This is a genomic window from Gordonia sp. NPDC003424 (assembly GCF_053588655.1).
The window spans coordinates 88,383-115,326 of the sequence record NZ_JBSFQJ010000011.1 but is presented as its reverse complement, the minus strand read 5'-3'; the positions used below and the strand labels follow the sequence as shown (position 1 = coordinate 115,326).

Sequence of the window (26,944 nt, the reverse complement as noted above, 5' to 3'; positions counted from 1 at the left end):
GGCCCAGGATAGGCGACGGCGCGACGCTCCGACGGACGGCGAGGTCAGGTGAGGTGGTGGGTGATCGTGGGCAGCCCGGGGTCGGCGCCCCTCTCGATGACGGTGGTGAGCGCCACGGTGTCGAGATGGGTGTCGATGAGGTCGGCGATCAGGTCGACCTGGGCGGTGCGCACATCGTCGACGACGGTGGCCTCGGCGACCACGAACCCCGGCTTTCCGGCCTCGGCGGCAACACGTCGCAGCAGGTCACGGCGGAAATCGTCGTTGGCGAGCAACCCGTGCCAGTGGGTTCCCCGAACGACGCCGTCCACCGCACCCTCCGGGCCGTGTGCGTCGTCGACGATCCAGGGTTTCTCCGACGACCCGGCGAGCAGGCCGTGGTGGATCTCATAGCCGGCGATCGCCACCCCGGCCGCATGTCCGGCGACCTGGCGGACCGTTTTGTCGGGATGGAACCTCACGTCGACGTCAAGGATGCCCAGCCCGTCCACGACTCCCCCGCCGGATTCCACCCGGTCGTCGATGCGCCGGCCGAGCATCTGGAAGCCGCCGCAGATCCCGATGACCGGCCGGCCCCGCCGGGCCCGATCGACGAGTGCGGCGCCGATCCCCCGCTCACGCACCCAGGCCAGATCCGCGACGGTCGCGCGGGTGCCCGGTAACACGGCGAGGTCGGCGGCGGTGACCGACGCCGGGTCGTCGACCCAGGTGACGTCGACGCCGGGTTCGCACGCGAGCGCCTCGACGTCGGTGGAGTTGGAGACGCGGGGCAGCCGGATCGCGGCGACGCTCAGGCGCACCGCGTCGGGTGGGCGCCGGTCCGGCGGCCCGACCCGCCGGCCGACCGGGACGGCCAGTGAGTCCTCGGCGTCGATCCACAGGTCCGAGGCGAACGGGATCACTCCCAGGGTGCTGCGCCCGGTGAGTTGTGTCAGGCGCTCGAGGCCGGGCTGCAGCAGTGCGGGGTCGCCGCGGAACTTGTTGATCACGAATCCGGCGATGAGCGCCTGGTCGTCGGGCTCGAGGATCGCGGTGGTGCCGAACAGGTGGGCCAGCGAACCGCCCCGGTCGATGTCGGTGACGAGCAGCACCGGCAGACCGGCCGCCCGGGCGAGTCCCAGGTTGGCGATGTCGGTGCCGCGCAGGTTGATCTCGGCCACCGACCCGGCGCCCTCGGCGATCACGACGTCGAATTCGTCACGGAGCGAACGGAATTCGTCGGCCACGAGACCGGCGAGCTCGGCCCGGCGGGTGTGGTAGTCGGCGGCGCCGACATCCCCGGCGGGCCGGCCGCGGACCACCACATGCGACCGTCGGTCGCTGCCCGGCTTGAGGAGCACCGGGTTGAACCGGGTCGACGGTTCCAGCCCGCAGGCGAAGGCCTGCAGCGCCTGTGCGCGACCGATCTCCCCGCCGTCGAGGGTGACCACGGAGTTGTTCGACATGTTCTGCGCCTTGAACGGCGCCACCCGGATGCCCTGTCGCGCCAGCAGGCGACACAAGCCGGTGACCACCAGGCTCTTACCGGCGTCGGAGGTGGTGCCCCCGACGAGCAGCGCGCCGCGCACCGCCTACCGACTCGCGGCAGTTCCTCCACCCCGTTTGCGTTCGTCCCCCTGCTGCAGGCGGGGGACGAACACAAACCGGGCGGAGGAACACGACTGGGCCACGGACACCGCCATCACCTCTGCCGCTAGTCCGGCAGCGTCAGGATCTCGGCACCGTCGTCGGTCACCACGAGGGTGTGCTCGAACTGGGCCGTCCACTTCTTGTCGGTGGTGACGACGGTCCAGCCGTCGTCCCAGATCTCGTACCCGAGGCCGCCCAGATTGATCATCGGCTCGATGGTGAACACCATGCCGGGCTCGAGGATCGTGTCCACGTTGGGTTGGTCGTAGTGCAGCACCACCAGGCCGTTGTGGAACGTCTCACCGATCCCGTGCCCGGTGAAGTCGCGCACCACGGAGTAGCCGAAGCGATTGGCGTAGGCCTCGATGACGCGGCCGACCACGTTGAGTTCCCGGCCCGGCTTGACCGCCTTGATGGCCCGTTGGGTGGCGATCCGGGTGCGCTCCACCAGATCGGCCGCCTCCGCCGACACGTCGCCCGCCAGGAAGGTGGCGTTGGTGTCGCCGTGCGCGCCGTCGATGTAGGCGGTGACGTCGATGTTGACGATGTCGCCGTCCTCGACGACCGTCGAGTCCGGGATGCCGTGGCAGATGACCTCGTTCAGCGACGTGCAGCAGGACTTCGGAAAACCCTTGTAGCCCAGGGTCGACGGGTACGCACCGTGATCGATCATGTACTCGTGCGCGATCCGGTCGAGTTCGTCGGTGGTCACGCCCGGGGCCACCGCCCGGCCCGCCTCGGCCAGTGCGTTGGCGGCGATCTTGCCGGCCACCCGGACCTTCTCGATGGTCTCGGGCGTCTGCACCCACGGCTCATGTCCCTCGTTGACGGTGGACTTCCACACGTACTCGGGGCGGTCGATGGAATCGGGCACGGCACGTCGCGGCGAGAGGGTGCCGGGGCTCAGGGCGGTGCGCACAGTCATGGATGCCACTGTATGCCGCGGAAGCCGGGCTGCCGAACTCCGACCGCCGAGTTGTCGGAGTCCCCGGAAGCCGCCCCGGACGAGATCGGGAACAGCACCACTAAGGTGGTCCTAAGCCGCGCAGGGCAGACTCTGCTGCGACGCATGCGGCACGAGAGATGAGGAGTGGTCAGTGCTCGGTCGGCGACGAGACCCGGGACGTGCGATCAGCCGACCCGTTTCGCTCGCGGTGGCGGTGGCCGCACTGGTGGCCGCCCTGACACTGAGCGGCTGCAGCACCGCGCCGATCCAGCAGCCGGGCGCCTCGGTGGCCGCGTCGACGCACCTGCGCGACGGACCGTCGACCGCCGAACTCCCCCGCACCGACGTCGTACCCGTCACCACCGATCCCCGACCGCAGCTGCCGGTGACGGTTGACTCCATCGGGCATCCGCGGGTGACGGTCTCCGACACCAGCCGGATCATCGCGGTCGACCGCAACGGGACGCTGGGCAACATCGTGTTCGCGCTCGGTCTCGGACCCCGCGTGGTGGGCCGGGACACGTCGACCGCCTTTCCGTCGGCGCTGGCGTTGCCGTTGGTCACCAACACCGGCCACACCCTCAACGCGGAGAAGGTCCTCGCGTTGCGGCCGACGGTGGTGCTGGTCGACGAAAACACCATTCCGCCGCAGGCGGTCGATCAGATCCGGGCGGCGCAGATCCCGGTCGTCGAGTTCAGCGCGACGCGCACCCTGGACTCCACGCCGACCCTCATCAGGTCGGTGGCCGCCGCGCTCGGCGTGCACGATGCCGGGGAAGCCCTGGTCACACGCACCGACGACGAGATCGCCGAAGCCAAGCGATCGGTGCCGTCCCCGTCCGGCGATCCGACGATCGCTTTCGTCTACATCCGCGGGCCACGGCTGGTGCTGCTCGCCGGCCCGGGTTCGGGCGCCGACGACCTGATCCGCGAACTCGGCGGCACGGATGCCGCCGACAACGCTGACCTGACCGGTGCGTACACCGCGGTCACCGCCGAGGCCATGGTGAAGGCCAACCCGGACGTCATCCTCGTGATGACCCAAGGTGCGGAATCGGTGGGCGGTGTCGACGGCGTGATCGCGTTACCCGGCATCGCCGACACCAGCGCGGGTCGCGCGCGCCGCATCGTCGCGATGGACCAGACCGAGATCCTGGCGTTCGGCCCCGACATCGGGCAGGTCCTCGGTTCGCTCGCCCAGGCGATCTACGTATGACCGCCCCGGTGAGCGAGGACTCGACGACCCGTCCGGTACGGCCCCGATCGCGCGTCGGACGCAACGTGACGGTGATCGTCGGCATGCTGGTGCTGCTGGCCGTCGTGGTGGTGGTCTCGGCCGGTGTCGGTCAGGTCGCGATCCCGCCGATCGAGGTGCTGGGCAGCCTGGCCCATCACTTCCACCTCGACGTAGGGCCGCTGCCGCATCATCCGCAGGGCGAGCACGCGCTCTGGATCATCCGCTTCCCGCGCATCGTGCTCGGTCTGCTGGTCGGCGCCGCCCTGGGCGCGGCGGGCTGTCTGTTGCAGGGAGTCCTGGCCAACCCGCTGGCCGAACCCGGGGTGATCGGGGTGTCCTCCGGCGCGGCGGTGGGCGCGTGCCTGATGATCGTCATCGGCGGTGTCGGCGTGAACGGCTGGGTACTGGCCGGCGCGGCTTTCGTGTTCGGTCTCGCCACCGCGGCCGCCGTCTACATCCTGTCGCTACGGGACGGCTCGTCGTCGGCGATCATGCTGGTGCTCACCGGGATCGCGGTCAACGCGTTCGCGCTCGGCATCATCGCGTACCTGACCTTCGTCGCATCCACCGCGGCTCGCGAGCAGATCGTGTTCTGGCAACTGGGGTCGCTGGCGGGCGCCACCTGGAGTTCGGTCTGGGTGGTGCTGCCGCTCGTGGTCGCCGGGATCGCGGCGTCCACGGTGCTGGTGTACAAACTGGATCTGCTGGCACTCGGCGAGATGCAGGCGGCGTCGCTGGGCATCAACGTGGAGAACGTGCGCCGGCAGGTCATCGTGCTGGTCGCCATCCTCACCGCGGCGGCAGTGGCGTTCACCGGCATCATCATGTTCGTCGGGCTGATCGTGCCGCATCTGATGCGGCTCATCGTCGGGCCGCGGCACGCGATCCTGTTGCCCACCAGCATCATCGGCGGGGCGATCGTGATCGCGGCAGCCGATCTGGCGTCGCGGACCGTGATGGGCGACGCCGATCTGCCGCTCGGCGTGTTCACCTCACTGGTCGGCGGCCCGGTGTTCTTCATCCTGTTGCGCCGCAGCCGTCACGCCGGCGCCGGGTGGTGACCGCCGCGGGTGGCGTTCTCGCCGAACACATCACGGTCGCCCTCGGCGGGCGCGAGGTGGTGCACGACGTCTCGCTGCGGGTCGAACCGGGCACCCTGCAGGCCCTCGTCGGGCCCAACGGATGCGGCAAGTCCACGCTGCTGTCGGTGATCGCGCATCTGCGCCGTCCCGATCACGGCACGGTGCGGATCGCCGGCCATCCGGTGACCGAACTGTCGTCGCGCGAGCTCGCCCGGCGCCGGTCGTTCATGACGCAGCAGAACCGTGGCGACACCCCGTTCACGGTCGGCGAGGTCGTCGAGATGGGGCGGTTCCCGTGGTTGCGGACGCCCGAGGCCGTCGAATCGCCGCGCATCATCGACGAGGCACTGCGCGCCTGCGATCTGCTCGACATCGTCGACCGCCCGTTCGCCCAGCTCTCCGGCGGACAACAGGCGCGAGTGTCCCTGGCGCGAGCACTGGCACAGCGGACCCCGGTGATGCTGCTCGACGAACCCACCGCGGCCCTCGACATCCACCACCAGGAGGCCGTGCTCGACATCCTCTGCGCGGCACGCGACACCGGCACTGCCGTGCTCCTCGTCGTGCACGATCTCTCGCTGGCCGCCGCCTACGCCGATCGGGTCGCGCTGATGAAGGACGGGCACATCCTGGCCGAGGGACCGACGCGGGAGGTGATGACCGCCGAACGATTGTCGAGCACCTACGACCATCCGGTGGACATCTGGGAGCACCCCGAATCCGGGCAGCCCGTCATCGTGCCGCGGCGACGCTGACGGCCGCCCGGCGCTCCGGGCTCACCGATTCAGTGCCTGGTGGTGAGCGCACCGAATCCGGGAATCGCCGCGAGTACGCCCGCCACGATGAGCACCACACCGAGAATCACGGTGAACCACAAGCCGATTCCGACGCTGAGGTCGAGGTCGGGCACATTGATCTGGAAGCCGGGCGGCATTCCCGGGATGGAGCTGGGGATGTTGTTGAGCTGATCGGACGCACTGTTCACATCGCTGATGTCGCTGAAACCGATGATCGCGACCACCAGCCCGGCGAGCACCGCCACCACCCCCGCGGCCAGACCCAGCAGCGGTTGCCGCGCCAGGAAGACGGCTGCGACGGCGACCGCCCCAGCGATCAGCGCGAGGATCAGCGTGATCACGCCGTCGGAGGCGTGGTCGTTGCCACTCATGCCGCTGTAGGACTTGCCCGCGGCCGAGACCCACGGCAGGAAGGCACTGATCATGATCAGCACCGAGATGCCCGCGATCACCCAGTAGATCACCGGGACGATCGCGGACAGCTTTCCGACCACCACGCCCGCGGGTTGCGCTGCACCGTATGGTGATCCGCCCGGCCCCGGGTACGGTGCACCGCCCTGGGGCCCGTACGGTGCGCCACCGTACGGGGGTTGACCGTAGGCGGGCTGGCCCTGGGCCGGCCCGCCGTAGGGCTCCCCGGGCTGCGGTTGGCCATGCTGCGGTTGCCCGTAAGTGGGTTGCCCGTAAGGCGGTTGCCCGTACTGGGGTTGTTGCGGCCCGCCGGGTTGGGGCTGTCCCTCGGGCGGCCGGCCGTACTGCGGTTGATCGTATTGCGGCTGGCCGTATTGCGGCTGCCCGTACTGGGGTTGACCGGGCTGCTCGCCGTACTGCGGCTGACCGTACTGGGGTTGACCGTATTGGGGCTGCCCGTGCTGAGGTTCGCCGTATTGGGACTGCCCGAACTGAGGCTCGCTGTAGTGCGGTTGACCGTGCTGCGGCTCGCCGTATTGCGGCTGGTCGTACTGGGGTTGACCGGGCGATCCGCCGGGTGGGGGCTGCCGGCCGTACGGCGACTGATCGGGTTGCGACCGGCCGTAGGGGTCCTGGGGTGTCGACATACGCCGCACCCTACCGGTATCCACCGACCCGCAGGCGGCGCCGATCGGGCGGCACGGATCAGGCGACCGCCGATCAGGAGGCCGCGCCGGTGGCGTAACCCGGTGGCAGGAACGAGAAGAAGTCCCGGGTCACGCCGACCGCGTTGTTCGAGTCGCCACCCCGCACGACGAGGGTCGCGAAGGCGATGTCGCCGCGGTATCCCGCGAACCAGGCGTGTGAACCGCCGTCGAACTCGGCCTCACCGGTCTTGCCGAGGACGTTGCCCTGGCCGCTGATGGCGGTGCCGGTGCCCTCGGTGACGACGGCCCGCATCATCGGCCGTAGTTCGGCAACCACGCCCGGCGACAACGCCGGCTGCGGCCCGGTGACGATCGTCGGTTTGCCCAGAATCAGTTGCGGCACAGGGGCTTTCCCGTTGTGCGCGACGGTGGCGGCGACCAGCGCGAGACCGAGCGGGCTGACCAGGACCTTGCCCTGGCCGAACCCGTCCTCGCTGCGCGCGACGAGTCCCGGGGCGATCGGCACCGAGCCGGACACGGCGTCGAGGCCGGCGATCTGATACTGCTGCCCGATGCCCATGGCCGCCGCGGTGTGCGCCAGATCCGACGGTCCCATCTCGCTGGCCAGATGCGCGAATGTGGTGTTGCAGGAGTTGGCGAACGCACTCAGCATCGGCACGGTGCCGAGCGAGAACTTGTCGTAGTTCGGGATCAGCCGCGGTCCGATCTGGATCTCGCCGGGACAGGGCACCGACGATCCCGGGTGGGCCAGGTTGCGGCTGATCGCCGCGGCGGCGGTGACCATCTTGAACGTCGAGCCGGGTGGGTAGAGCCCGGTGGTGGCGATCGGGCCGCTGCGGTCGGCGGCGGAGTTCTGCGCGACCGCGAGGATGTGGCCGGTCGACGGCTGGATCACCACCATGGCGATCTGGAAGCGGTTGGTCGCGTCCACGGCCTGCTGTGCGGCGTTCTGCACCTGCCGCGACAGGCTCAGCGAGATCGACGGCGCTGGTTGCGCCGCATGGTCTTCGAGCACGTCGGCGTCGAGGCCGTTCGGATTAACGGTCACGATCCGCCAGCCGACGCGGCCGTCGACCTCGGAGTCGACGACCTTCTTGACCTCGGTCAGCAACGCCGGCGCGAAATTCTTGTTCACCGGAACGAGTTCGGCCTGTTCGTTGTGCACGACCCCGGGGATCGCGAGCCGGTCCCGCAGCCGGTCGAAGGTCTGCTGGGAGAGCCGGGTGATCGGGTACTGGCCGTCGGTGGCGGTGGCCTCCTCGGCGATCGTCTGCGCCGACAGGCTCGGATCGATACCGCGTAGCGCGGTGACCAGCCGGGTGACCGAGTCGGCCACCGACCCGCCGGCCGCGGCCTGCTTGGCGTCGAAGTTGATGCCGACGACCGAGCCGTTCGTCATCACCTCCGACCCGTCGGACTCGTTGACCGCGGCGCGTGGCGCTTCCACGATCCGCAGCGAGAGTCGTTGGTTGGCACCGAGTTCCGGATGGATATCGGTCGAGGTCCAGCGGACGGTCCACCCGCTCGTGTCGGACCGGATCATCTTGACGCGGGCCGGATAGCTCCACTCCCGTCCGCGCGGCAGTCCCCATCGGTAGGTGACGTCGATGTCAGCGGTGTCCCCGTTGACCCGGGCCCGGCCCGTCGTCGCGGACAGTCTCTGTGCGTCGAGCCCGTCCCATGCGGCGGCCAGGTCGGTGCGGGCGAGCGTGGGGTTGTCGGTCAGGTCGGCGGCGCCGGCGGAGTTGTGGCTGCCGTAGGCGGCGAGGAATCGTTCGACGGCCTGCCGGGGTCCGTCGTCGACGGTGGCGCAGCCGGCCACGCCGAGGGTGACCGCGGCGCTCACCGACACACACGCCACGCTGATCATGCGCCGTCTCATCTGTAACATCAGTTACGACTTTAATGCGCAATCGTGATGGAACCGCCGCGCCACGCGCGAGTCGACGCCGGAAAAGCGATCAGTCGACGAGGATCGTCGCGAAGGTGCCCACCTCGGCGAAGCCGACCCGGTGATACACCTCGCGCGCCGGGAGGTTGAAGCTGTTGACGTACAGGCTCGGTGTCCGGCCGTGGGCGAGGATCGCCGACGCGACAGCGGCCGTCCCACCCGCGCCGAACCCTTCCCCGCGGCGCTGCGGCGCCACCCAGACACCCTGGATCTGGCCGACTCTGCGTGAGAGCGAACCGATTTCGGCCTTGAACACCACTTCGCCGCGGTCGAAACGGGCGAACACCCGTTGCGCCGAGATCAACGACGCGAGCCGGCGCCGGTAGGACCGGCCGCCGTCGCCGGCACACGGATCCACCCCCACCTCGCCGATGAACATGTCGACCGCGGCCGGGACGTAGGCGTCGAGATCGTCGAGGGTCACCAGCCGTACCGCCGGGTCGGGACGCACGGCCGGGGGTCCGGGCAGCGCCATCAACGGTTGGCAGTCGCGCACCTCACGGGCCGGACCCCAGCTCGGTTCGACCCGACCCCAGAACGGCAGTACGAGTTCGGCGCGGCCGACGACCGACGAGCACACGCGCGGTGACGACGACGCTCGGTCGGCGAAGTTCTCCATGTCGGTGGCGTTGCCGAGCAGCGGGATCAGATTGGCGCCGGAGAAACACAGTGACGTCGTGGGGTCATCGACGGTCCACAGCTCGCCCCCGAGCAGCCGGGGATTGATGCCGTGGGATTCGAAGCGCGCGGCGACCATGCACATCGCCACCGGGTCCGAGGCCATCACGCGCTCCACGACGGGAGCGTCACGCGCGCCCAGCGGGCGGTCGCCCAGCAGCTTCAGCACCACCGCTCCTCTGCACTCTTCGCAGGTTCAGCTGACCGTCACGACCGGGGAACCCGTTTCCCGGTCCTCACCAGTGTCACCCGACTCCCCGGCAATCCGCAGCGCTTCTTCGATCAAGGTCTCCACGATCTGTGCTTCGGGCACGGTCTTGATGACCTCACCCTTGACGAAGATCTGTCCCTTGCCGTTGCCCGACGCCACACCCAGGTCCGCTTCGCGCGCCTCGCCGGGACCGTTGACGACGCATCCCATTACCGCGACGCGAAGCGGCACCTCCATGCCCTCGAGCCCCGCGGTGACGGCGTCGGCGAGCTTGTAGACGTCGACCTGTGCGCGGCCGCACGACGGGCAGGAGACGATCTCGAGCTTGCGGGGCCGCAGGTTGAGCGATTGCAGGATCTGATCGCCGACCTTGACCTCCTCGGCCGGCGGTGCGGACAGGGAGACGCGGATGGTGTCGCCGATGCCCTCGCTCAGCAGGGCGCCGAACGCGACCGCCGACTTGATGGTGCCCTGGAAGGCCGGACCGGCCTCGGTGACGCCGAGGTGCAGCGGGTAGTCGCACTGGGCGGCGAGTTGCCGATACGCCTCGACCATCACCACCGGGTCGTTGTGCTTGACGGAGATCTTGATGTCGCCGAAACCGTGTTCCTCGAACAGGCTCGCCTCCCACAGCGCCGACTCGACGAGCGCCTCCGGGGTGGCCTTGCCGTACTTCTCCAGGAGCCGCTTGTCGAGGGAGCCCGCGTTGACGCCGATGCGGATCGGGATGCCGGCGTCGCCGGCCGCCTTGGCCACCTCCTTGACGCGGCCGTCGAACTCCTTGATGTTGCCGGGGTTCACGCGGACGGCCGCGCAGCCGGCGTCGATCGCCGCGAAGATGTAGCGGGGCTGGAAGTGGATGTCGGCGATCACCGGGATCTTCGACTTCTTCGCGATGATCGGCAGCGCCTCGGCGTCCTCGTTGCGCGGGCAGGCGACCCGCACGATGTCGCAGCCGGACGCGGTGAGCTCGGCGATCTGTTGCAGGGTCGCGTTGATGTCGTGCGTCTTGGTGGTGGTCATCGACTGCACCGAGATCGGGTGGTCGCTGCCGACACCGACGGACCCCACCTGGATCTGCCGGGTGGTGCGACGCGGGGCCAGGACGGGCGGCGGTGAGGCCGGCATACCGAGTCCGATCGGGACCGGGTTGTTCATCTGATTCACCTCTGATGACGAATGGCTGTGTGGTTCAACGGTTCTGGGATCTGCGGGCGGTCCGCGTCAGAAGACCTGGATGGGGTTGATGATGTCGGCGGTCAGGGTGAGCACCATGAAGCCACCCATCACGATCACCACGGCGTAGGTGATGGGCATCAGCTTGAGGTAGTCGACGGGGCCGCCGGGGGCGCGCCCGAACCAGCCACGCACGGTGTTGCGGGCCTTCTCGTAGCCGACGATGGCCATGTGCCCGCCGTCGAGCGGGAGCAGCGGCACCAGGTTGAACAGGCCGAGGAAGAAGTTGACGCTGATCAGCAGCATCAGGAACATGCTCCACGCGCCGCGTTCGGCCGCCTGGCCGCCCATCACCGACGCCCCGTACACGCTGACCGGGGTGTCGGCGGATCGTTCGCCGCCGGTGACCGCCGTCCACAGTGCGCCGATCTTCGACGGCAACGAGAGCAGGGCGTCCCAGGTGGCCACGAAGAGGTCGCCGGTGAATGCGATCGAGCCGGGGATCGCGGTCAGCACGTTGTAGTGGTTCATGCCGTCCTGCGAGAGGCCGATGCCGATCGCGCCCACCGTGACCGGCGTGAGCGCACCGTCGTCGCCCTTCTTCATGCGCTGGACCGTGGTGACCGGCACCTCGAAGGTCTGGGTCTGCCCGTCGCGCAGCACCTCGACGGTCGCCGTGCCGGTGGCCTTCCACGTCGTGGTGACGAGGTCCTCGGCGTTGGCCACCTGGTGACCGTTGATCGCGACGACCTGATCTCCCGGCTTGAGGCCGGCCTTCTCGGCGGGTCCGGTGCCGCTGCAGTCGACGGGCGCACCCTGGGCGTCGGTCGAGGATGCGACACAGGTCAGTCGATCGACGTAGACCTTGGCGGTGCCGTCGAGGTTGGGCAGTCCCCAGCCGACGGCGACGACGAACACCAGCACGAAACCGAGGATGAAGTTCTGAGCCGGACCGGCGAACAGCACGACGAGCCGCTTCCAGGCCTTCTGTGCGAACATCGCGCGGGGTTTCTCGTCGTCGGCGAGTTCCTCGTACGGCGTCATGCCGGCGATGTCGCAGAACCCGCCGAATGGCAGCGCCTTGAAGCCGTATTCGGTCTCGCCGCGCCGGGTCGACCAGAGGGTGGGTCCGAAGCCGACGAAGTAGCGGCGCACCTTCATGCCGGTGGCCTGCGCGGCCCACATGTGTCCGCATTCATGCCATGCCACCGACAGCAACAGCGCCGCGGCGAACAGCGCCACGCCGAGCGCAAAACTCACTGACTCACTCCATCTCCATATGCCGCGACCAGTTCCGCGGCGCGCGTCCGCGCCCACTGGTCGGCGGCCAGAACCTCCTCCACACTACCTGGCTCGGGGCGCCACTGATCTGCCTGAGCGAGCACCTCACGGATGATCTCTACGATGCGGGGGAATCGGATCGCGCCGGCGAAGAAGCCGTCGGCGGCGGCTTCGTTGGCCGCGTTGTAGACCGCGGTGAGCGATCCGCCACCCTGGCCCGCCGCGCGGGCGAGATCGATGGCGGGAAAGACCACGTTGTCGACCGGTTCGAAGGTCCAGGCGGACGCGGTGGAGAAATCACATGCCGACGACGAGCCGGGCACCCGGTCCGGCCAGCCCAGTGCCAGCGCGATCGGCAGTTTCATCGACGGTGGCGACGCCTTGGCGATGGTGGCGCCGTCGACGAAGGTGACCATGGAGTGCACGATCGACTGCGGATGGACGGTGACGTCGATGCGGTCGTAGTCCACCCCGAACAGCAGGTGCGCCTCGATGACCTCGAGCGCCTTGTTGACCAGGGTGGCCGAATTCAGAGTGATCAACGGGCCCATCGACCAGGTCGGATGCCGGCCCGCCTGCTCGGGGGTGACATCCTCGAGGGCCGCCGCGGACCAGCCGCGGAACGGGCCGCCGGACGCGGTGAGGATCAGCCGGTCCACCTCGTCGACGGTGCCGGCGCGCAGGCATTGCGCGAGCGCCGAGTGTTCGGAGTCGACGGGCACGATCTGCCCGGGTGCGGCGGCAGCGGTGACCAGCGATCCGCCGGCCACCAGCGACTCCTTGTTCGCCAGGGCCAGCCGGGCGCCCGAGCGCAGCGCCGCAAGACTGGGGCGCAGCCCGATGGACCCGACGACCGCGTTGAGCACCACATCGGCGTCGACGGTGTCGATGAGCTCACACAGGGCGTCCGGACCACCGAGAACACGACCACCGAGGTCGTCACCGAGGGTGCGCGCGGCTGCGGCGTCGGCGACGGCGAGTGCGCTCGGCGGGATGCGGAACGCCTTGGCCTGCTCACGCAGGAGGTCGAGGTGACCTCCGCCCGCACCGAGCCCGACGACCTGGAACCGTTGCGCGTGTTCGGCGATGACCTCGAGCGCCTGGACGCCGATCGAGCCGGTGGAACCGAGGATGAGTACGCGAGTCACTCCCCTATTGTGGCGGGTACACCTTGCGCCAGTGTTCGGCGATGTCGATCCGGCGGGCGATCCACACGTCGTCGTGGGCCTGCACGTGATCGAGGAAGCGTTGCAGCGCGGCGAGGCGCGACGGCCGGCCGACGACGCGGCAGTGCAACCCGACCGACAGCATCTTGGGTGCGCCGGCCACCCCTTCCGCGTAGAGCACGTCGAACGCGTCCCGCAGTTGGGCGTAGAACTGCTCGCCCGAACCGAAGCCGCCGGGCGAGGCGAACCGCATGTCGTTGGTGTCCATCGTGTACGGCACGACGAGGTGATCGACCGTCTCGCCGCCGAGCGGGACCTGCACCCAGTACGGCAGATCGTCGGCGTAACTGTCGGAGTCGTAGACGAACCCGCCCTGCTCGACGACGAGCCGCCGGGTGTTCGGTGAGTCGCGGCCGGTGTACCACCCCAGCGGTCGTTCGCCGGTGATCTCGGTGAGCAGCGCGATCGCGGCCCGCATGTGCTCACGTTCGACGTGCTCGTCGACCATCTGATAACTGAGCCAGCGGTAGCCGTGGCAGGCGATCTCGTCGCCCCGCTCGGCGAATGCGGCGACGACCTCCGGATTGCGGGCCATCGCCTGGGCGACGGCGAAGATCGTGAGCGGCAGACCACGCTCGGAGAAGGTGCGCAGAATCCGCCACACGCCGGCGCGCGAGCCGTACTCGTAGAGCGACTCCATGCTCATGTGCCGGTTCGGGAACGACTGAGCGCCGATCATCTCGGACAGGAAAGTCTCACTGCCACGGTCGTTTTCGAGGACGTTGTTCTCCGACCCCTCCTCGTAGTTGAGGACGAACTGCAGCGCGATCCTCGCCCCGCCCGGCCAGTGAGGGTCGGGCGGCGACGCTCCGTACCCGATCATGTCGCGGGGGTAGTTCTCTGCTCGATAGTCGGCCAGCGTGCGATGTGCGCTCTCGGACATGCGCGCATTCTGTCATCGCCGACCCGATTCGGCGCAGTATGGCGACCGGCGCGGTCACCGCATCGGACGCTGTCCTCTACCGCTATGCTGATCGAGAACTACTACCGGACGTCAGACTTCTGGCCTCCGCGTCTGCGTACGACAGTGAGGAGCCACCGTGGCAAGCACCGAGGTTGAGCCCGTTGACACCGGTTGGGTGCGCGAGCCCGCCGACGCTCCGTCCGCACGTTTCGGCTGGCACGGCCAGGCCCGCAAGAGCTTCCTGATCGCCGGCTGGTTCTTCGTCGCCTTCCTGCTGCTCATGATGATCGGTAACCACCGCGGTCACGTCGAGGACATCTGGCTCATCGCCACCGCGCTGGTGCTCGCCTACTTCCTGATCAAGGCCTCGTTCGGGCCGAAGGGCGCCTGGCGGAAGTAGCGCGGCAGTAGCTCAGCCACCCGCGTCACTGATCACGGCGGCGCAGATACTCCACCACGGCCAGCACGCGCCGGTTGCCGCCGCTGTCGAGCCGCCTCAGCGTTCCTCGGCGGCCAACTGACCGCAGGCCGCCGCGATCTCCTGCCCGCGCGTGTCGCGGACCGTGCAGGAGACCCCTTGCTCGCGCACCCGGCGGACGAACTCCCGCTCCACCGGTTTAGGACTGGCGTCCCATTCCGATCCGGGGGTCGGGTTCAGCGGGATCAGGTTGACGTGCACCAGCGATCCCAGTGCCTTGTGCAGCTTCTGGCCGAGCAGGTCGGCACGCCACGGCTGATCGTTGACGTCTCGGATCAGGGCGTATTCGATCGAGACCCGCCGGCCCGTGGTGTCGGCGTAGTAGCGCGCGGCCTCGAGCACCTCGGTGACCGACCAGCGGTTGTTCACCGGCACCAGGGTGTCGCGGAGTTCGTCGTCGGGGGTGTGCAGCGACACCGCGAGCGTGACCGAAAGTCCCTCGTCGGCCAGCCGTCGGATCGAGGGTGCGAGACCCACCGTCGACACGGTCACCGAGCGTGCCGAGATGCCGAGTCCCTCGGGTGCCGGCGAGGTGATCTGCCGGACCGCGCTGACCACGCGTTTGTAGTTGGCCAGCGGTTCACCCATCCCCATGAACACGACATTCGACAACCGGCCCGGCTCGCCGAACTCGCCGTCGCGCAGCGCGCGGGCGGCCGACCGCACCTGATCGACGATCTCGGCGGTCGACAGGTTGCGGTCGAGTCCGCCCTGACCGGTCGCGCAGAACGGGCAGGCCATGCCGCAACCCGCCTGACTGGAGATACAGAGCGTGTTCCGGTCGGGATAGCGCATCAGGACGCTCTCCAGCAGGGTGCCGTCGTGGAGCCGCCACAGCGTCTTCCGGGTGTCCCCGGCGTCGCAGGAGATATGGCGCACCGGCGTCAGCAGCGGGGGGAACAGCTTCTCCCCGACCGCGTCCCGCGCCGACGACGGCAGGTCGGTCATCTCCTCGACGTCACCGTTGAGGCGTCCGTAGTACTGCCGGGCGAGCTGGTTGGCGCGGAACTTCGGCAGCCCCAGGTCAGCCAGCGCCGCGATCCGCCCCTCGGAGTCGAGGTCGGCGAAGTGGGTCGGCGGGCGCCCGCGCTTGGGCGCGTCGAACACGAGCGGCAGTGACGGCATGGTGCCATTGTCGCATGTCATGATGGGTGCATGACGACGCCCGATCCTCAGCAGCCGCCCGTCGAGGCACCGGATCCCGGTCCTGTGCCGTCTGCCACACCCGACACCACCGCTGACGCCGACATCGCCACCGAGCCGTCGGAGGCCGAAGTCGAGCGTCAGGCGCTGCTCGACGAACGAGCCGCGCTGCGCAAGAAGGTGAAGAAGGTCGAGCACACCCGGACACGGGCGACATTCATCGGTCTGGTGATCGGCGCGGTGATCACGATCCTGCTGTTGATCTTCATCTTGCAGAACCTGGACTCGCAGCAGATCACCCTGTTCGCATGGGAGGTCAACCTCCCCCTCGGCGTGAGTCTGCTGATCGCGGCACTGGCCGGCGCGCTCATCGTGGCACTCGTCGGCGGCCTGCGCATGTTCCAGATGAACCGGGCGCTCAAGAAGGCCAAGAAGTAGCGGCCGAGCGCTACAGCAGGGCGGTCAGCACCGCCCACACGATGAACGCCGACGGCAGCAGCGAGTCCAGGCGGTCCATGATGCCACCGTGGCCGGGGAGCAACGTGCCCATGTCCTTGATGCCGAGATCCCTCTTGACCTGGGATTCCACCAGGTCGCCCAGGGTGGCACACACGACCAGGACCGGGCCGAGGACGATGCCGACCCACCAGGCGCTGTCCAGCATGAAGACCACCGAACCGACTGCGCCGGCGGTGCCGACGACGAACGACCCCGCCAGGCCCTCCCAGGATTTCTTCGGACTGATCGCGGGTGCCATCGGGTGCTTGCCGAACAGCACCCCGGCGGCGTATCCGCCGACGTCCGAGCACACCACGACGACCATCAGGGTGGCCACCCGCTGGGCGCCGTGGTCCTGCACCACCATGTAGGCGCCGAAGGAGGCGAGCAGCGGCAGCCAGGCCAGCACGAACACGCTGGCCGCGAGGTTGCGCAGGTAGTTCTGCGGTGCGTGGTTGATGCCCTGCTCCAGCAGCATCCACACCATCAGCACCAGTACGGTTCCGACGAATGCGGTCAGCACGCCGGTCTGACCCCAGGGCCAGCCCGCCCAGATGACCGCCTGCCCGCCGATCAGCAGCGGCCACAGCGCCACCTGATAGCCACCGCCGCGCAGCCGCTTGGTGACCTCCCAGGTGGCGATGGCGAATGCGACCGCAACGATGCCGTACCAGACCTTCGGCGCGAACACGAGCGTCAGGATGATGCCGATGCCGAGCGTGAGCCCGACGCCGATGGCGGCGGGAAGATCGCGGCCCGCCCGGGACTTCTTCTTCTCGGGTGGGCCGCCGGGCCCGTCGGAGGGCGACGCGGACGATTCGGTGACCATCGGTTCCGGTATAGACGTCCCGGGTTCCTCCGCGCTCACACTTCGAGCAATTCGTTCTCTTTGTGCTTGACGAGTTCGTCGACCTGCGCGACGTATTCGTGCGTGGTCTTGTCCAGTTCCTTCTCGGCGCGGGTCACCTCGTCCTCGCCGGCCTCGCCGTCCTTCTGGATGCGCTTGAGCTCGTCGGCGGCCTTGCGTCGGACGTTGCGGATGGCCACCTTGGCGTCCTCGCCCTTGCCCTTCGCCTGCTTCACCAGGTCGCGACGACGGTCCTCGGTGAGCTGCGGGATGGCGACCCGGATGATGGTGCCGTCGTTGGTGGGGTTGACGCCGAGATCGGAGTTGCGGATCGCGGTCTCGATGTCACGCAGCGTGGAGGCCTCGTACGGCTTGATCACGACGAGGCGGGCCTCCGGCGTGTTGATGCTGGCGACCTGGGTGATCGGGGTCATCGCGCCGTAGTAGTCGATGTTGACCTTGTTGAACATCGCCGGGTTCGCGCGGCCGGTGCGGATGGAACCCATGTCGTCCTTGGCGACACTGACCGCCTTTTCCATCTTCTCTTCGGCGTCCAGAAGCGCTTCGTCGATCATCGTCGTCCTACTTCTACTCGGTGAGGCGGTTCCGCCTCAGTCAGCGGGGTCGCGGTGCGGTGGCCGAACGTGCGATGGCTAGGTCGCCACCAGCGTGCCGATCCGTTCACCGGCGACCGCGCGGGCGATGTTGCCCTCCACCAGCAAATTGAACACCAGGATCGGCATCTTGTTGTCCATACACAGGCTGAACGCGGTCGCGTCGGCAACCTTGAGTTCTTTCTCGAGCACTTCGCGGTGGGTGATCTCGGTGAACATGGAGGCGTCGGGCACCACCCGTGGGTCGGCGTCGTACACCCCGTCGACGGCCTTGGCCATCAGCACGACCTCCGCGCCGATCTCCAGGGCACGCTGCGCGGCGGTGGTGTCGGTGGAGAAGTACGGCATGCCCATGCCCGCGCCGAAGATCACCACGCGGCCCTTCTCCAGGTGTCGTTGCGCACGCAGCGGGATGTACGGCTCGGCGACCTGTCCCATCGTGATCGCGGTCTGCACCCGGGTGCTGACGCCGCGCTTCTCCAGGAAGTCCTGCAGCGCCAGGCAATTCATCACCGTGCCGAGCATGCCCATGTAGTCCGAGCGCGACCGGTCGAGGCCCCGCTGCTGCAGTTCGGCACCGCGGAAGAAGTTGCCGCCGCCGATGACCACCGCGACCTGCACTCCCGACGCGACCACCTCGGCGATCTGATCGGCGACCGTACCGACCACGTCCGGATCGAGGCCGACCTCGCCGCCGCCGAACATCTCGCCGCCGAGCTTGAGAAGAACGCGATGATAACCGTGGCGCTCGGGCTGTTGGGGGTCGGCAGATTCGCTCATCAAGTCCTCACTGGTACGGCGTCGGAGTTCACGACGAACATCCGGGACCATCCTAGTGCCAACGACAAACGACCCCGCGCCACCCTTGCGGTGACACGGGGTCGTCGACGTTGAGACGTCTGTCAGGTCAGGACTGGCCGACCTCGAAGCGGGTGAATCCGTGGACGGTGACACCGGCCTCGTCGAGCAGCGCCTTGACGGTCTTCTTGGAGTCCTGCACCGACGGCTGGTCGAGCAGCACGACATCCTTGTAGAAACCGTTGACGCGGCCTTCGACGATCTTGGGCAGCGCCTGCTCGGGCTTGCCCTCGGCCTTTGCGGTCTCCTCGGCGATACGACGCTCGTTCTCCACGATGTCGGCCGGAACCTCGTCGCGGGTGGCGTAGCGCGCCTTGAGCGCGGCGACCTGCATGGCGGCACCGCGAGCAGCCTCGGCGGCGGCCTCACCCTCACCCGTGTAGGACACGAGCACACCGACGGCCGGCGGCAGATCCGACGCACGCTTGTGCAGGTAGACGGCGACGGGGCCGTCGTAGCTGGCGACGCGACGCAGTTCGAGCTTCTCCCCGATCTTGGCCGAGAGCGCCTGCACGGCGTCGGCGACGGTGCCCGAGCCCAGTGCGGCTGCCTTGAGGACCTCGACGTCGTCGGTCTTGGCGGACCCGGCGGCGGTCAGGACCTGATCGGCGAGTTCCTGGAACTCGGCGTTCTTGGCGACGAAGTCGGTCTCCGAGTTGAGCTCGACCATGACGCCGTCCTTGGCGGCCACGAGGCCTTCGGCGGTGGACCGCTCGGCACGCTTGCCGACGTCCTTCGCGCCCTTGATGCGCAGTTCCTCGACGGCCTTGTCGAAGTCGCCGTCGTTGTTCTCCAGCGCCTTCTTGCAGTCCATCATTCCTGAACCGGTGAGCTCGCGGAGCTTCTTCACATCGGCTGCGGTGTAGTTCGCCATCGTTGGCGAGCCTCCTTAGAAGAGTTGTCTGATGAGTGTTCGGCGGTACGAGGCCGGCGTCGTCACACCAGGGTGACGCGCCGGCCTCGCAATCGCGACCGAATTACTGCTCGGTGCCGGCGGCCGGGGCCTCGGTGGCCGCACCGGCAGCCGCGGCGACCTCGGTGCCCGAGGCGGCCTGGGTGAGCAGTTCCTGCTCCCACTCGGCGAGCGGCTCGCCGCCGCCGGCCTCCGGCTTGGAGTCGTCGGCGGACTGTCCGGCGCGGGCCTGCACGCCTTCGGCGACGGCCGAGGCGACCACGCGGGTCAGCAGGGCGGCGCTGCGGATGGCGTCGTCGTTGCCCGGGATCGGGTAGTCGACGAGGTCGGGATCGCAGTTGGTGTCGAGGATGGCGATCACCGGGATGTTCAGCTTGCGGGCCTCACCGACGGCGATGTGCTCCTTGTTGGTGTCGACGACCCACACGGCCGACGGAACCTTGGCCATGTCGCGGATACCGCCGAGGGTGCGCTCGAGCTTGTTCTTCTCACGCGTGAGCATGAGGATTTCCTTCTTGGTGCGACCCTCGAAACCACCGGTCTGCTCCATGGTCTCGAGTTCCTTCAGGCGCTGCAGGCGCTTGTGGACGGTCGAGAAGTTGGTGAGCATGCCACCGAGCCAACGCTGGTTGACGTACGGCATGCCGACGCGAGTGGCCTCGGCGGCGATGGACTCTTGGGCCTGCTTCTTGGTGCCGACGAACAGGATGGTGCCGCCGTGGGCGACGGTCTCCTTGACGAACTCGTACGCCTTGTCGATGTAGGTCAGCGTCTGCTGCAGGTCGATGATGTAGATGCCGTTGCGGTCGGTGAAGATGAATCGCTTCATCTTCGGGTTCCACCGGCGGGTCTGATGCCCGAAGTGTGCGCCGCTGTCGAGCAGCTGCTTCATGGTCACGACTGCCATGAGTGTCTCTATCCTTTGTGTGCAGTTGACATCGACACCGGGTTGGTGCCGATCCTGGCGCTCGTACCGCGGTGGACCCGGGTTTCCGGGACCGCCCACCGCGGGTTGTCGGACACCGCTCCACGTGGTGGTTGCGGGTCGCGTGACGGGCGCGCGAAGTCACCCCATCGGAACCGATGAGGTGCGTGAGCGAGTTTACGCCGGTCAGCGGTGGAAAACCAAAACGCGCGGGAGCCGGACGGGGCTGCGCTGCGTCTCATCTATGTGACCCCGCGACAGCTGCGCCCACTCTATGGCCTCGTCGAGATCGTCGTCGTGTTCGCCCTGCTGTGGGCGCTGCCCGCTATCGCCGCGGCGCAACCCACCCGATTCGGCTGGCCGTTGGCTCCGCCGGTGTCGGTGCTCCGGGGCTTCGACGTGCCGGAACAGCGTTGGCAACCGGGCCATCGAGGCGTCGACCTCGGCAGCTCCGCGGGCGCCTCGGTGCGATCGGCGGGCGACGGAACGGTGCAGTTCGTCGGGGAGGTCGCCGGGCGCCCGCTGGTGTCGATCCGGCACGCCGACGACCTGATCACCACCTACGAACCGGTTCACGGCTCGGTGGGCCGCGGTCAGGAGGTGCGGCGCGGCGAGGTGATCGGGGTGGTGATGGCCGGCCATCCGGGGTGTCCGGTTGCCGCGTGTCTGCATTGGGGTGCGCGCCGCGGGCGTGGCCACGATGCGGTCTACCTCGATCCGCGTGCCTTGCTCGGGGCGGTGCGGGTGCGGCTGAAGCCGCTCGACGGTGCGAGCGCCGACGCGGCGCTCAGGCGCGTGGATGCGCCTGCCGGTGCACCGCCCGCAGGCGCTCCACACTGACGTGCGTGTAGATCTGAGTCGTCGCGAGCGAGGAGTGACCGAGGAGTTCCTGCACCACGCGCAGGTCGGCGCCGCCCTCGAGCAGATGGGTGGCGGCACTGTGCCGCAGGCCGTGCGGGCCCATGTCCGGCCCGCCCGCCGCCTGCACCGCCCGATGCACGACCGTGCGGGCCATCCGCTGATCGAGCCGGCCACCGCGCGCACCGAGCAACAGGGCATCGGCCGAACGCGCGCCGGCGAGGGCGGGGCGCCCGGTGCGCAGCCACCGGTCGATCGCCCGTGCCGCCGGTTCCCCGTACGGCACGGTGCGTTGTTTGTTTCCCTTGCCGACGACGCGGAGCACGCGCCGGGCGCCGTCGACGTCGCCGATGTCGAGGCCGCACAACTCTCCGACGCGAATTCCACTGGCGTACAACAACTCCACGATGAGCCGGTCACGCATGGCGATCGGGTCGTCGTCCGCGTCCGTCGGGATCGAGCCGGCCGCGGCGGCCGCCTGCGCGGGTGCCAGCACGGCCGGCAGGGTGCGGTGCGCCTTCGGTGCCTGCAGCCGGGTCGACGGGTCGGCACCGAACACGCCCTCGCGGGCGGCCCAGGCGCAGAACGTCTTCGCCGACGAGACCTGACGGGCGATCGATGTGCGGGCCGCACCACGACGCGTGTGGTCGGCCAGCCAGGACCGCAACAGGGTCAGGTCGATGTCGCCGATCGCGACGCCGCGCGCTCCCGCATACGCGATCAGTCCGCGCACATCACCGACGTAGGCGCGCACGGTGTGCTCGCTGTGGCCCTTCTCGTAGCGGAGGTAGGCGGTGAAGTCGTCCAGGAGACCCCCGGACGACCCGTCACCGTCGGAGTGCGTCGTCATGGGGTTGACGAAACCGGCCGGCCCCCGGACCCGCAACCGGGCGCGCGGGACCGTTGCCGGATCGTGCCGTCAGCGGCCGGCGACCGACTCGACGCCGCGCCGCACGTTCTGCGCCGGACCGCCACCCTGTCCGTCCGCGCCGGACTCGGTGGCCGCGAGGTCGGCCTTCCACTCGCGGAAGCCTTCCTCGGTCCGTCCGCGTCGCCAATACCCGGAGATGGATGCGTTGCCGGCGCTCACCCCGCGTTCCTTGCGGATGTAGGCACGCAGGTTGTGCATGACGGCCTGCGCCTCTCCGTGGATGAACACGTGGGGTTCACCGTCGAGCCACTCGGCGCCCCGCACTGCCGCGATCAGCGGCGCGTTGTCGCCCGCGACGTCGTCGCCGACCTCGCCGGCACCGCCGCCGCGATGAATCCAGGTGACCGTGACGCCCTCGGGCGCGGTGAAGGCGATCTCGTCGTCGGGGCCGGCGACCTCGACGAACACCTTGCCGATCGCGCCCGCCGGGAGCGCCTCGACCGCGGCCGCGACGGCCGGGAGGCCGGCCTCGTCACCGGCGACGAGATGCCAGGGTGCGTCGACCTTGGGACGATAGCCACTGCCCGGCCCCAGGAACCGGACGTCGGTTCCCGGTTCCACCGTGGCCGCCCACGGACCGGCGATCCCCTCGTCTCCGTGCACGACGAAGTCGACGAGCACCTCACGGTTCTCGGTGTCGATCTTGCGGACCGTGTAGGTGCGCAGGACAGGTTGCTGCTCGGGCGGCAGGGTACGCAGCATGCGCCGGTCGAACTCGTCCGGGATGGTCACCCCTTCCGGCGCGAACAGCAGCTTGATGTACATGTCCGTGTCCCACGGCTGCTCGCCCACCGCGGTCATGAAGTCGTCGAATCCGGTGCCACCGAGATAGAGACGGACGAAGTGCGGGCTGAGCTGTTCGCGCCGCACCACCGTCAATGTGTTTATTCCTTTGGCCATGGAGCCCTCCTCTCGATCAACAGCGTACGCCGCGTTAGGTAAACCTAAGTTACCGAGTCGGGCGATTTGCCGCTCACGTCACGTAATCTGGGATTTCCGATCGCAAAATTTTTCCACTCCTCGAGAGGTTCGGCATGACCATGACGGAGCCATCGCCCTCGCGACGAGCGTCTCGACTGTCGGTCGACGACTGGCTCGAGGCGGCGATGCGCCTGCTCATCAGCGAGGGTGTGGGAGCGGTCAAGATCTCCCGGTTGTGTGAATTGCTGGGCGTCACCAAGGGCAGCTTCTACTGGCATTTCACCGACATCGGCGCTCTGATGTCGACGCTGGCCGACCATTGTCGCTCGGTGCAGGCCGACGCGATGCGCACCCTCGCCGGACTCGGGGCGTTGCCACCTGTCGAGCGCATCCGCGCGATGGGCGACCTGGTGAGCGACACCCGGCGGCGCTCGGTGGAGACGGCGGTGCGTGCGTGGGCCGAAACCGACGCAGCGCTGGCCCGGTCGGTGATCGCGCTCGACAACACCGTGTTCGACGTGGCGCACAAGGCCTTCATGGAACTCGGCTTCGGCGAGGTCGACGCGCACGCGCGGGCCACCACCCTTGTGTACGTCGGCATCGGGTACATGGCCGGCGGCAAGGCCTTCGACATCGCCACCGACGACGACAAGCGCATCCTGATCGAATTACTGACCCGCATCTGAGCGTCGCGCACCTTTCTTCGCTCGTCGAGTACATCTGCCAAGCACTCATACTCGTTGTCGCACAACCTCTTTCGCTGGTCGAGCAAGCCGACGAGCGCCAGCGAGGAGGCGCATCCTTCACTGGTCGAGTAAGCCGACGAGCGCCAGCGAGGAGGCGCATCCTTCGCTGGTCGAGTAAGCCGACGAGCGCCAGCGAGGAGGCGCGACGTTCGCTGGTCGAGTAAGCCGACGAGCGCCAGCGAGGAGGCGCATCTTTCGCTGGTCGAGTAAGCCGACGAGCGCCAGCGAGGAGGCGCATCGAGACCCACTTCCCTTGGCCGACAGTTGATCTCGATGCAACTACCTCGCTTCGCTCGGAGCGTCACTCGATCTGCGGGAAAACGACTCCTCAGACAGCGCTTCGCGCGCGGCATCGCTATCCGCAACGTCACGCCAGCCGCCACCGCCCGTCGACCTGCGTCACCAGCCCCGCCACGTCCATCCGGGCCAGCGCGGTCCGCACGACCGAGATGTCGAGTCCGGCCGCGAAGGCGACCTCCTCGATGGTGACCGCTCCCCGGCCCGGGATCGCGTCGTGCACGCGTTTCTCGTCGTCGGAGAGCGCATCTGTCCGCCGCGATGCGCCCCGCGCGGTATCGAGCGCGGCATCAGGAGTGGCCAGGGCCAGCACCGAGGGCACGTCGGTGACGAGCGCGGCGAGGTCGTCGGCGATCAGCCGGTGGCAGCCGACCGAGGTCGCCGAGGTGACCGGACCCGGTACCGCGCCGAGCGGTCGACCGAGCTTATGGGCCCACGCCGCGGTGTTCGCCGCGCCGGAGCGCCGCCCCGCCTCGACCACAACGACGGCCGTCGACATCGCGGCGACCAGCCGATTACGGGTGAGGAACCGATGCTTCGCGGCGGTGGTGCCCGGCGGATATTCGGACACGACGAGCCCGACCTCGGCGATCTCGGCGAGCAACCGGGCGTGCCCGGCCGGGTAGTCGCGGTCGATTCCGCACGCCATCACAGCCATCGTCGGCCCACCCGACGCCAAGGCGGCGCGATGCGCCGCGCCGTCGATGCCGTAGGCGCCTCCGGAGATCACCGCGCGGCCCTCGGTCGCCAGGCCCGAGGCCAGCGTGCCGGTGACGTGATCGCCGTATGACGACGCCGCCCGCGATCCGATCAGCGCGATCCCGGTCGCGGCCATCTCGTCGAGTCGCCCCGGCCCGCGCACCCAGAGTGCCAGCGGTTCACCGCCGCGGACCGCGGTGTCGGCCTGACTCAGCGCCAGCAGCGACCAGCCCGGCCACTCGGCGTCGTCGCGGGTGACCAGTCGGGCGCCGATCCGATCGGCGGTGTCTAGGTCGCGGGCCGAGGTGTCGGTGGCCGCGCGCGCCGCGGTGACCTCGAGTGCCGCCTCGTGTCCGGCCGGCACCGACCGCGCCCGGATCGCTGCCGCGGCCGCGACCGGACCCACGTCATCACAAAGAGATTCGACTGCGGCACAGGGCGATTCGGACACCGCGGTCAGGTACGCCCACGCCCGCCGCGTCGCATCGTCGCCGGACGTCACCATGCGGCACCCCGGTCGCGATAGAGCAGGGCTTCGGCGACGTCGGATTCGGTGGGCGCGGTGGCACCCTTCAGGTCGGACAGCGTCCAGGCGAGGCGGATGGCCCGGTCCGCGCCGCGTGCGGTCACCCGGCCGTCGCGCAGGAACAACTCGATGGGTCGCAGCGTCGCCGGCGGTAGCCGAAACCGTTGACGCAGCGCCGAACCCGGCACCTCGGCATTGGTGAGCCAGCCGTGTTCACGCCAGCGATCGGCCGCCGTGGCGCGTGCCGAGGCCACCCGTGTGCGCATGGTCTCCGACGATTCGCCGACGGTGGTCATGAGGGCGGTGTTGCCGGGCGGGTCCATGCGCACCCGGATGTCGATCCGATCCATCAGCGGGCCGGACAGCTTACCCAGATAGCGGCGGCGGGCGAGCGCCGAACACACGCAGTCGACGTCGTGGGCCGGGGCGCAGGGGCACGGGTTGGCGGCCATGATCAGCTGAAACCGGGCCGGATAGCTGGCCACGCCGTCGCGGCGCGACACCCGGACCTCGCCTTCCTCGAGGGGCTGCCGAAGCGAGTCGAGCACCTTGGGGCCCATCTCCGCGCACTCGTCGAGGAACAGCACACCGCGATGTGCCCGCGACACCGCACCGGGCCGGGCCATGCCGGTGCCACCACCGAGCAGCGCGGTGACCGAGGTGCTGTGGTGCGGCGCGATGAACGGTGCCTCCGCGATCAGCGGGTGCCCCGGCCGCAGTGTCCCGGCGATCGAGTGGATGGCGGTCACCTCCAGCGACTCCTCGTGTCCGAGCGGTGGCAGGATGCCCGGCAGCCGCCGCGCGAGCATCGTCTTGCCGATGCCGGGCGGCCCCGTCATCAGCACGTGATGCGCTCCCGCAGCAGCGATCTCGAGGGCGTGCCGGGCCTCGGTCTGCCCGACCACGTCGGCCATGTCCGCGATCTCCGGGGGCGGTACGCACTCGTCGCCGCCGACGGTGTCGAGCACGTGATCACCGTCGAGCCAGCGCGCCACCTCCGAGAGGCTCTCCGCTCCCCCGATGTCGAGGTCGGTCACCAGCGTCGCCTCGGCCACGTTGAGCCGCGGCACCACCGCGTGTGTGAACCCTGACGAACGCGCCTTCACCAACGCCGGCAGCACCCCACGCACCGGCCGCAGCCGGCCATCGAGACCCAGTTCGCCGAGAAACACCGTGCGCCGCAAGCGAGTTGCCGGCACCTGCTCGGTCGCTGTCAGGATCGCCAGTGCGATGCCCAAATCGAACGCGGACCCCGACTTCGGTACGTCCGCGGGTGCGAGCGACACCGTCACCTTCAGATCGGGAAAGCTGAACTTGGAGTTGGTGATCGCCGGCCGTAGCCGATCCTTCGCCTCCCGCAACGACGCGTCGACGTGGCCGTGGATGGTGAATCCCGGCAACCCCTGCCCCACGTTGGCCTGGATCTCTATCCCGGTGGCGGCGAACGCATTCAGTGCCACCGAATAGGTGCGGCCGAATCCCGTCTGCCGCAT

General features: G+C 69.0%; 26 protein-coding genes. 7 read left to right on the top strand and 19 right to left on the bottom strand.

All coding sequences use genetic code 11. The features are described 5' to 3' along the window. Positions 1 to 44: 44 nt before the first annotated feature. Positions 45 to 1,568 (bottom strand): cobyric acid synthase, encoded by a 1,524-nt coding sequence (locus ACWDTI_RS17160; protein ID WP_449739305.1) that lies wholly within the window; start codon positions 1,566 to 1,568, stop codon positions 45 to 47. A 125-nt stretch (positions 1,569 to 1,693) separates the two neighbouring features. Continuing rightward, positions 1,694 to 2,554: a type I methionyl aminopeptidase gene (gene map, locus ACWDTI_RS17155; protein ID WP_449739304.1), complete on the bottom strand. Its 861-nt coding sequence runs from the start codon at positions 2,552 to 2,554 to the stop codon at positions 1,694 to 1,696. A gap of 205 nt (positions 2,555 to 2,759) precedes the next feature. Here map and ACWDTI_RS17150 point away from each other — a divergent pair, with 205 nt between their 5' ends. From ACWDTI_RS17150 to ACWDTI_RS17140, 3 genes are read left to right on the top strand one after another with little or no spacing between them, the layout of a single operon-like run. After that, the gene (locus ACWDTI_RS17150; protein ID WP_449739380.1) at positions 2,760 to 3,791 is read left to right on the top strand and encodes a heme/hemin ABC transporter substrate-binding protein; all 1,032 of its coding nucleotides are present in this window, start codon (positions 2,760 to 2,762) and stop codon (positions 3,789 to 3,791) included. After that, positions 3,788 to 4,873: a FecCD family ABC transporter permease gene (locus ACWDTI_RS17145; RefSeq protein WP_449739303.1), complete on the top strand. Its 1,086-nt coding sequence runs from the start codon at positions 3,788 to 3,790 to the stop codon at positions 4,871 to 4,873. Before ACWDTI_RS17150 ends, ACWDTI_RS17145 begins: the two co-directional genes overlap by 4 nt. Next, positions 4,870 to 5,649, top strand: a complete 780-nt coding sequence (locus tag ACWDTI_RS17140) for a heme ABC transporter ATP-binding protein (protein WP_449739302.1) — start codon at positions 4,870 to 4,872, stop codon at positions 5,647 to 5,649. Before ACWDTI_RS17145 ends, ACWDTI_RS17140 begins: the two co-directional genes overlap by 4 nt. A 29-nt stretch (positions 5,650 to 5,678) precedes the next feature. Here the strand turns inward: ACWDTI_RS17140 and ACWDTI_RS17135 are convergent, their stop codons facing one another. The 7 genes from ACWDTI_RS17135 to puuE all read right to left on the bottom strand — a co-directional run bounded on the left by ACWDTI_RS17135 (position 5,679) and on the right by puuE (position 14,176). Then, the gene (locus tag ACWDTI_RS17135) at positions 5,679 to 6,749 is read right to left on the bottom strand and encodes a hypothetical protein (RefSeq protein WP_449739301.1); all 1,071 of its coding nucleotides are present in this window, start codon (positions 6,747 to 6,749) and stop codon (positions 5,679 to 5,681) included. 73 nt (positions 6,750 to 6,822) lie between these two features. Beyond that, on the bottom strand, positions 6,823 to 8,661 hold the full coding sequence (locus ACWDTI_RS17130; protein ID WP_449739300.1) for a penicillin-binding transpeptidase domain-containing protein: 1,839 nt from the start codon (positions 8,659 to 8,661) through the stop codon (positions 6,823 to 6,825). Between the two features lie 70 nt (positions 8,662 to 8,731). Then, complete coding sequence (locus ACWDTI_RS17125) at positions 8,732 to 9,568, bottom strand: GNAT family N-acetyltransferase (RefSeq protein WP_449739299.1); 837 nt, start codon at positions 9,566 to 9,568, stop codon at positions 8,732 to 8,734. A gap of 27 nt (positions 9,569 to 9,595) precedes the next feature. Continuing rightward, the gene (gene ispG, locus ACWDTI_RS17120; RefSeq protein WP_449739298.1) at positions 9,596 to 10,768 is read right to left on the bottom strand and encodes a flavodoxin-dependent (E)-4-hydroxy-3-methylbut-2-enyl-diphosphate synthase; all 1,173 of its coding nucleotides are present in this window, start codon (positions 10,766 to 10,768) and stop codon (positions 9,596 to 9,598) included. A gap of 66 nt (positions 10,769 to 10,834) precedes the next feature. Continuing rightward, the gene (locus ACWDTI_RS17115) at positions 10,835 to 12,046 is read right to left on the bottom strand and encodes a M50 family metallopeptidase (RefSeq protein ID WP_449739297.1); all 1,212 of its coding nucleotides are present in this window, start codon (positions 12,044 to 12,046) and stop codon (positions 10,835 to 10,837) included. Then, positions 12,043 to 13,215 carry a 1-deoxy-D-xylulose-5-phosphate reductoisomerase gene (gene dxr, locus ACWDTI_RS17110; protein ID WP_449739296.1) on the bottom strand — a complete coding sequence of 391 codons (1,173 nt, stop codon included), beginning with the start codon at positions 13,213 to 13,215 and terminating at the stop codon, positions 12,043 to 12,045. Before dxr ends, ACWDTI_RS17115 begins: the two co-directional genes overlap by 4 nt. Before the next feature lie 4 nt (positions 13,216 to 13,219). Then, positions 13,220 to 14,176: an allantoinase PuuE gene (gene puuE, locus ACWDTI_RS17105; RefSeq protein WP_449739295.1), complete on the bottom strand. Its 957-nt coding sequence runs from the start codon at positions 14,174 to 14,176 to the stop codon at positions 13,220 to 13,222. Positions 14,177 to 14,333: 157 nt separating this feature from the next. On the opposite strand from puuE, the gene ACWDTI_RS17100 reads away from it, so the two are divergent. Beyond that, entirely contained in the window at positions 14,334 to 14,597 is a 264-nt protein-coding gene (locus ACWDTI_RS17100) for a DUF2631 domain-containing protein (RefSeq protein WP_449739294.1), read from the top strand. A 96-nt stretch (positions 14,598 to 14,693) separates the two neighbouring features. Here the strand turns inward: ACWDTI_RS17100 and rlmN are convergent, their stop codons facing one another. Next, positions 14,694 to 15,800: a 23S rRNA (adenine(2503)-C(2))-methyltransferase RlmN gene (rlmN, locus tag ACWDTI_RS17095; protein WP_449739293.1), complete on the bottom strand. Its 1,107-nt coding sequence runs from the start codon at positions 15,798 to 15,800 to the stop codon at positions 14,694 to 14,696. Between the two features lie 30 nt (positions 15,801 to 15,830). Here rlmN and ACWDTI_RS17090 point away from each other — a divergent pair, with 30 nt between their 5' ends. Then, positions 15,831 to 16,256, top strand: a complete 426-nt coding sequence (locus ACWDTI_RS17090) for a lipopolysaccharide assembly protein LapA domain-containing protein (RefSeq protein WP_449739292.1) — start codon at positions 15,831 to 15,833, stop codon at positions 16,254 to 16,256. Between the two features lie 10 nt (positions 16,257 to 16,266). Here the strand turns inward: ACWDTI_RS17090 and ACWDTI_RS17085 are convergent, their stop codons facing one another. The 5 genes from ACWDTI_RS17085 to rpsB form a co-directional block, all read right to left on the bottom strand. Then, on the bottom strand, positions 16,267 to 17,145 hold the full coding sequence (locus ACWDTI_RS17085; protein ID WP_449739291.1) for a phosphatidate cytidylyltransferase: 879 nt from the start codon (positions 17,143 to 17,145) through the stop codon (positions 16,267 to 16,269). A 35-nt stretch (positions 17,146 to 17,180) separates the two neighbouring features. Then, on the bottom strand, positions 17,181 to 17,738 hold the full coding sequence (gene frr / locus ACWDTI_RS17080; RefSeq protein ID WP_449739290.1) for a ribosome recycling factor: 558 nt from the start codon (positions 17,736 to 17,738) through the stop codon (positions 17,181 to 17,183). A 78-nt stretch (positions 17,739 to 17,816) separates the two neighbouring features. Then, positions 17,817 to 18,557, bottom strand: a complete 741-nt coding sequence (gene pyrH / locus ACWDTI_RS17075; RefSeq protein ID WP_449739289.1) for a UMP kinase — start codon at positions 18,555 to 18,557, stop codon at positions 17,817 to 17,819. Between the two features lie 127 nt (positions 18,558 to 18,684). Further along, a complete protein-coding gene (gene tsf / locus ACWDTI_RS17070; protein WP_449739288.1) occupies positions 18,685 to 19,509 on the bottom strand; it encodes a translation elongation factor Ts in 825 nt (274 codons plus the stop codon). A 103-nt stretch (positions 19,510 to 19,612) separates the two neighbouring features. Further along, positions 19,613 to 20,455 carry a 30S ribosomal protein S2 gene (gene rpsB / locus ACWDTI_RS17065; RefSeq protein WP_449739287.1) on the bottom strand — a complete coding sequence of 281 codons (843 nt, stop codon included), beginning with the start codon at positions 20,453 to 20,455 and terminating at the stop codon, positions 19,613 to 19,615. A gap of 258 nt (positions 20,456 to 20,713) precedes the next feature. Between rpsB and ACWDTI_RS17060 the strand changes: the two genes are divergently transcribed. Continuing rightward, the gene (locus tag ACWDTI_RS17060; protein ID WP_449739379.1) at positions 20,714 to 21,313 is read left to right on the top strand and encodes a M23 family metallopeptidase; all 600 of its coding nucleotides are present in this window, start codon (positions 20,714 to 20,716) and stop codon (positions 21,311 to 21,313) included. Here ACWDTI_RS17060 and ACWDTI_RS17055 read toward each other — a convergent pair. After that, a complete protein-coding gene (locus tag ACWDTI_RS17055; protein ID WP_449739286.1) occupies positions 21,261 to 22,181 on the bottom strand; it encodes a tyrosine recombinase XerC in 921 nt (306 codons plus the stop codon). The two genes, ACWDTI_RS17060 and ACWDTI_RS17055, sit on opposite strands and share 53 nt — an antisense overlap. 69 nt (positions 22,182 to 22,250) lie before the next feature. Beyond that, complete coding sequence (locus tag ACWDTI_RS17050; protein WP_449739285.1) at positions 22,251 to 23,162, bottom strand: siderophore-interacting protein; 912 nt, start codon at positions 23,160 to 23,162, stop codon at positions 22,251 to 22,253. Positions 23,163 to 23,296: 134 nt separating this feature from the next. Between ACWDTI_RS17050 and ACWDTI_RS17045 the strand changes: the two genes are divergently transcribed. Then, positions 23,297 to 23,869, top strand: coding sequence for a TetR/AcrR family transcriptional regulator (locus ACWDTI_RS17045; RefSeq protein ID WP_449739284.1), 573 nt, complete (start codon positions 23,297 to 23,299; stop codon positions 23,867 to 23,869). Between the two features lie 427 nt (positions 23,870 to 24,296). Here the strand turns inward: ACWDTI_RS17045 and dprA are convergent, their stop codons facing one another. Further along, complete coding sequence (gene dprA, locus ACWDTI_RS17040) at positions 24,297 to 25,430, bottom strand: DNA-processing protein DprA (RefSeq protein WP_449739283.1); 1,134 nt, start codon at positions 25,428 to 25,430, stop codon at positions 24,297 to 24,299. Further along, positions 25,424 to 26,944, bottom strand: a complete 1,521-nt coding sequence (locus ACWDTI_RS17035; RefSeq protein ID WP_449739282.1) for a YifB family Mg chelatase-like AAA ATPase — start codon at positions 26,942 to 26,944, stop codon at positions 25,424 to 25,426. Before ACWDTI_RS17035 ends, dprA begins: the two co-directional genes overlap by 7 nt.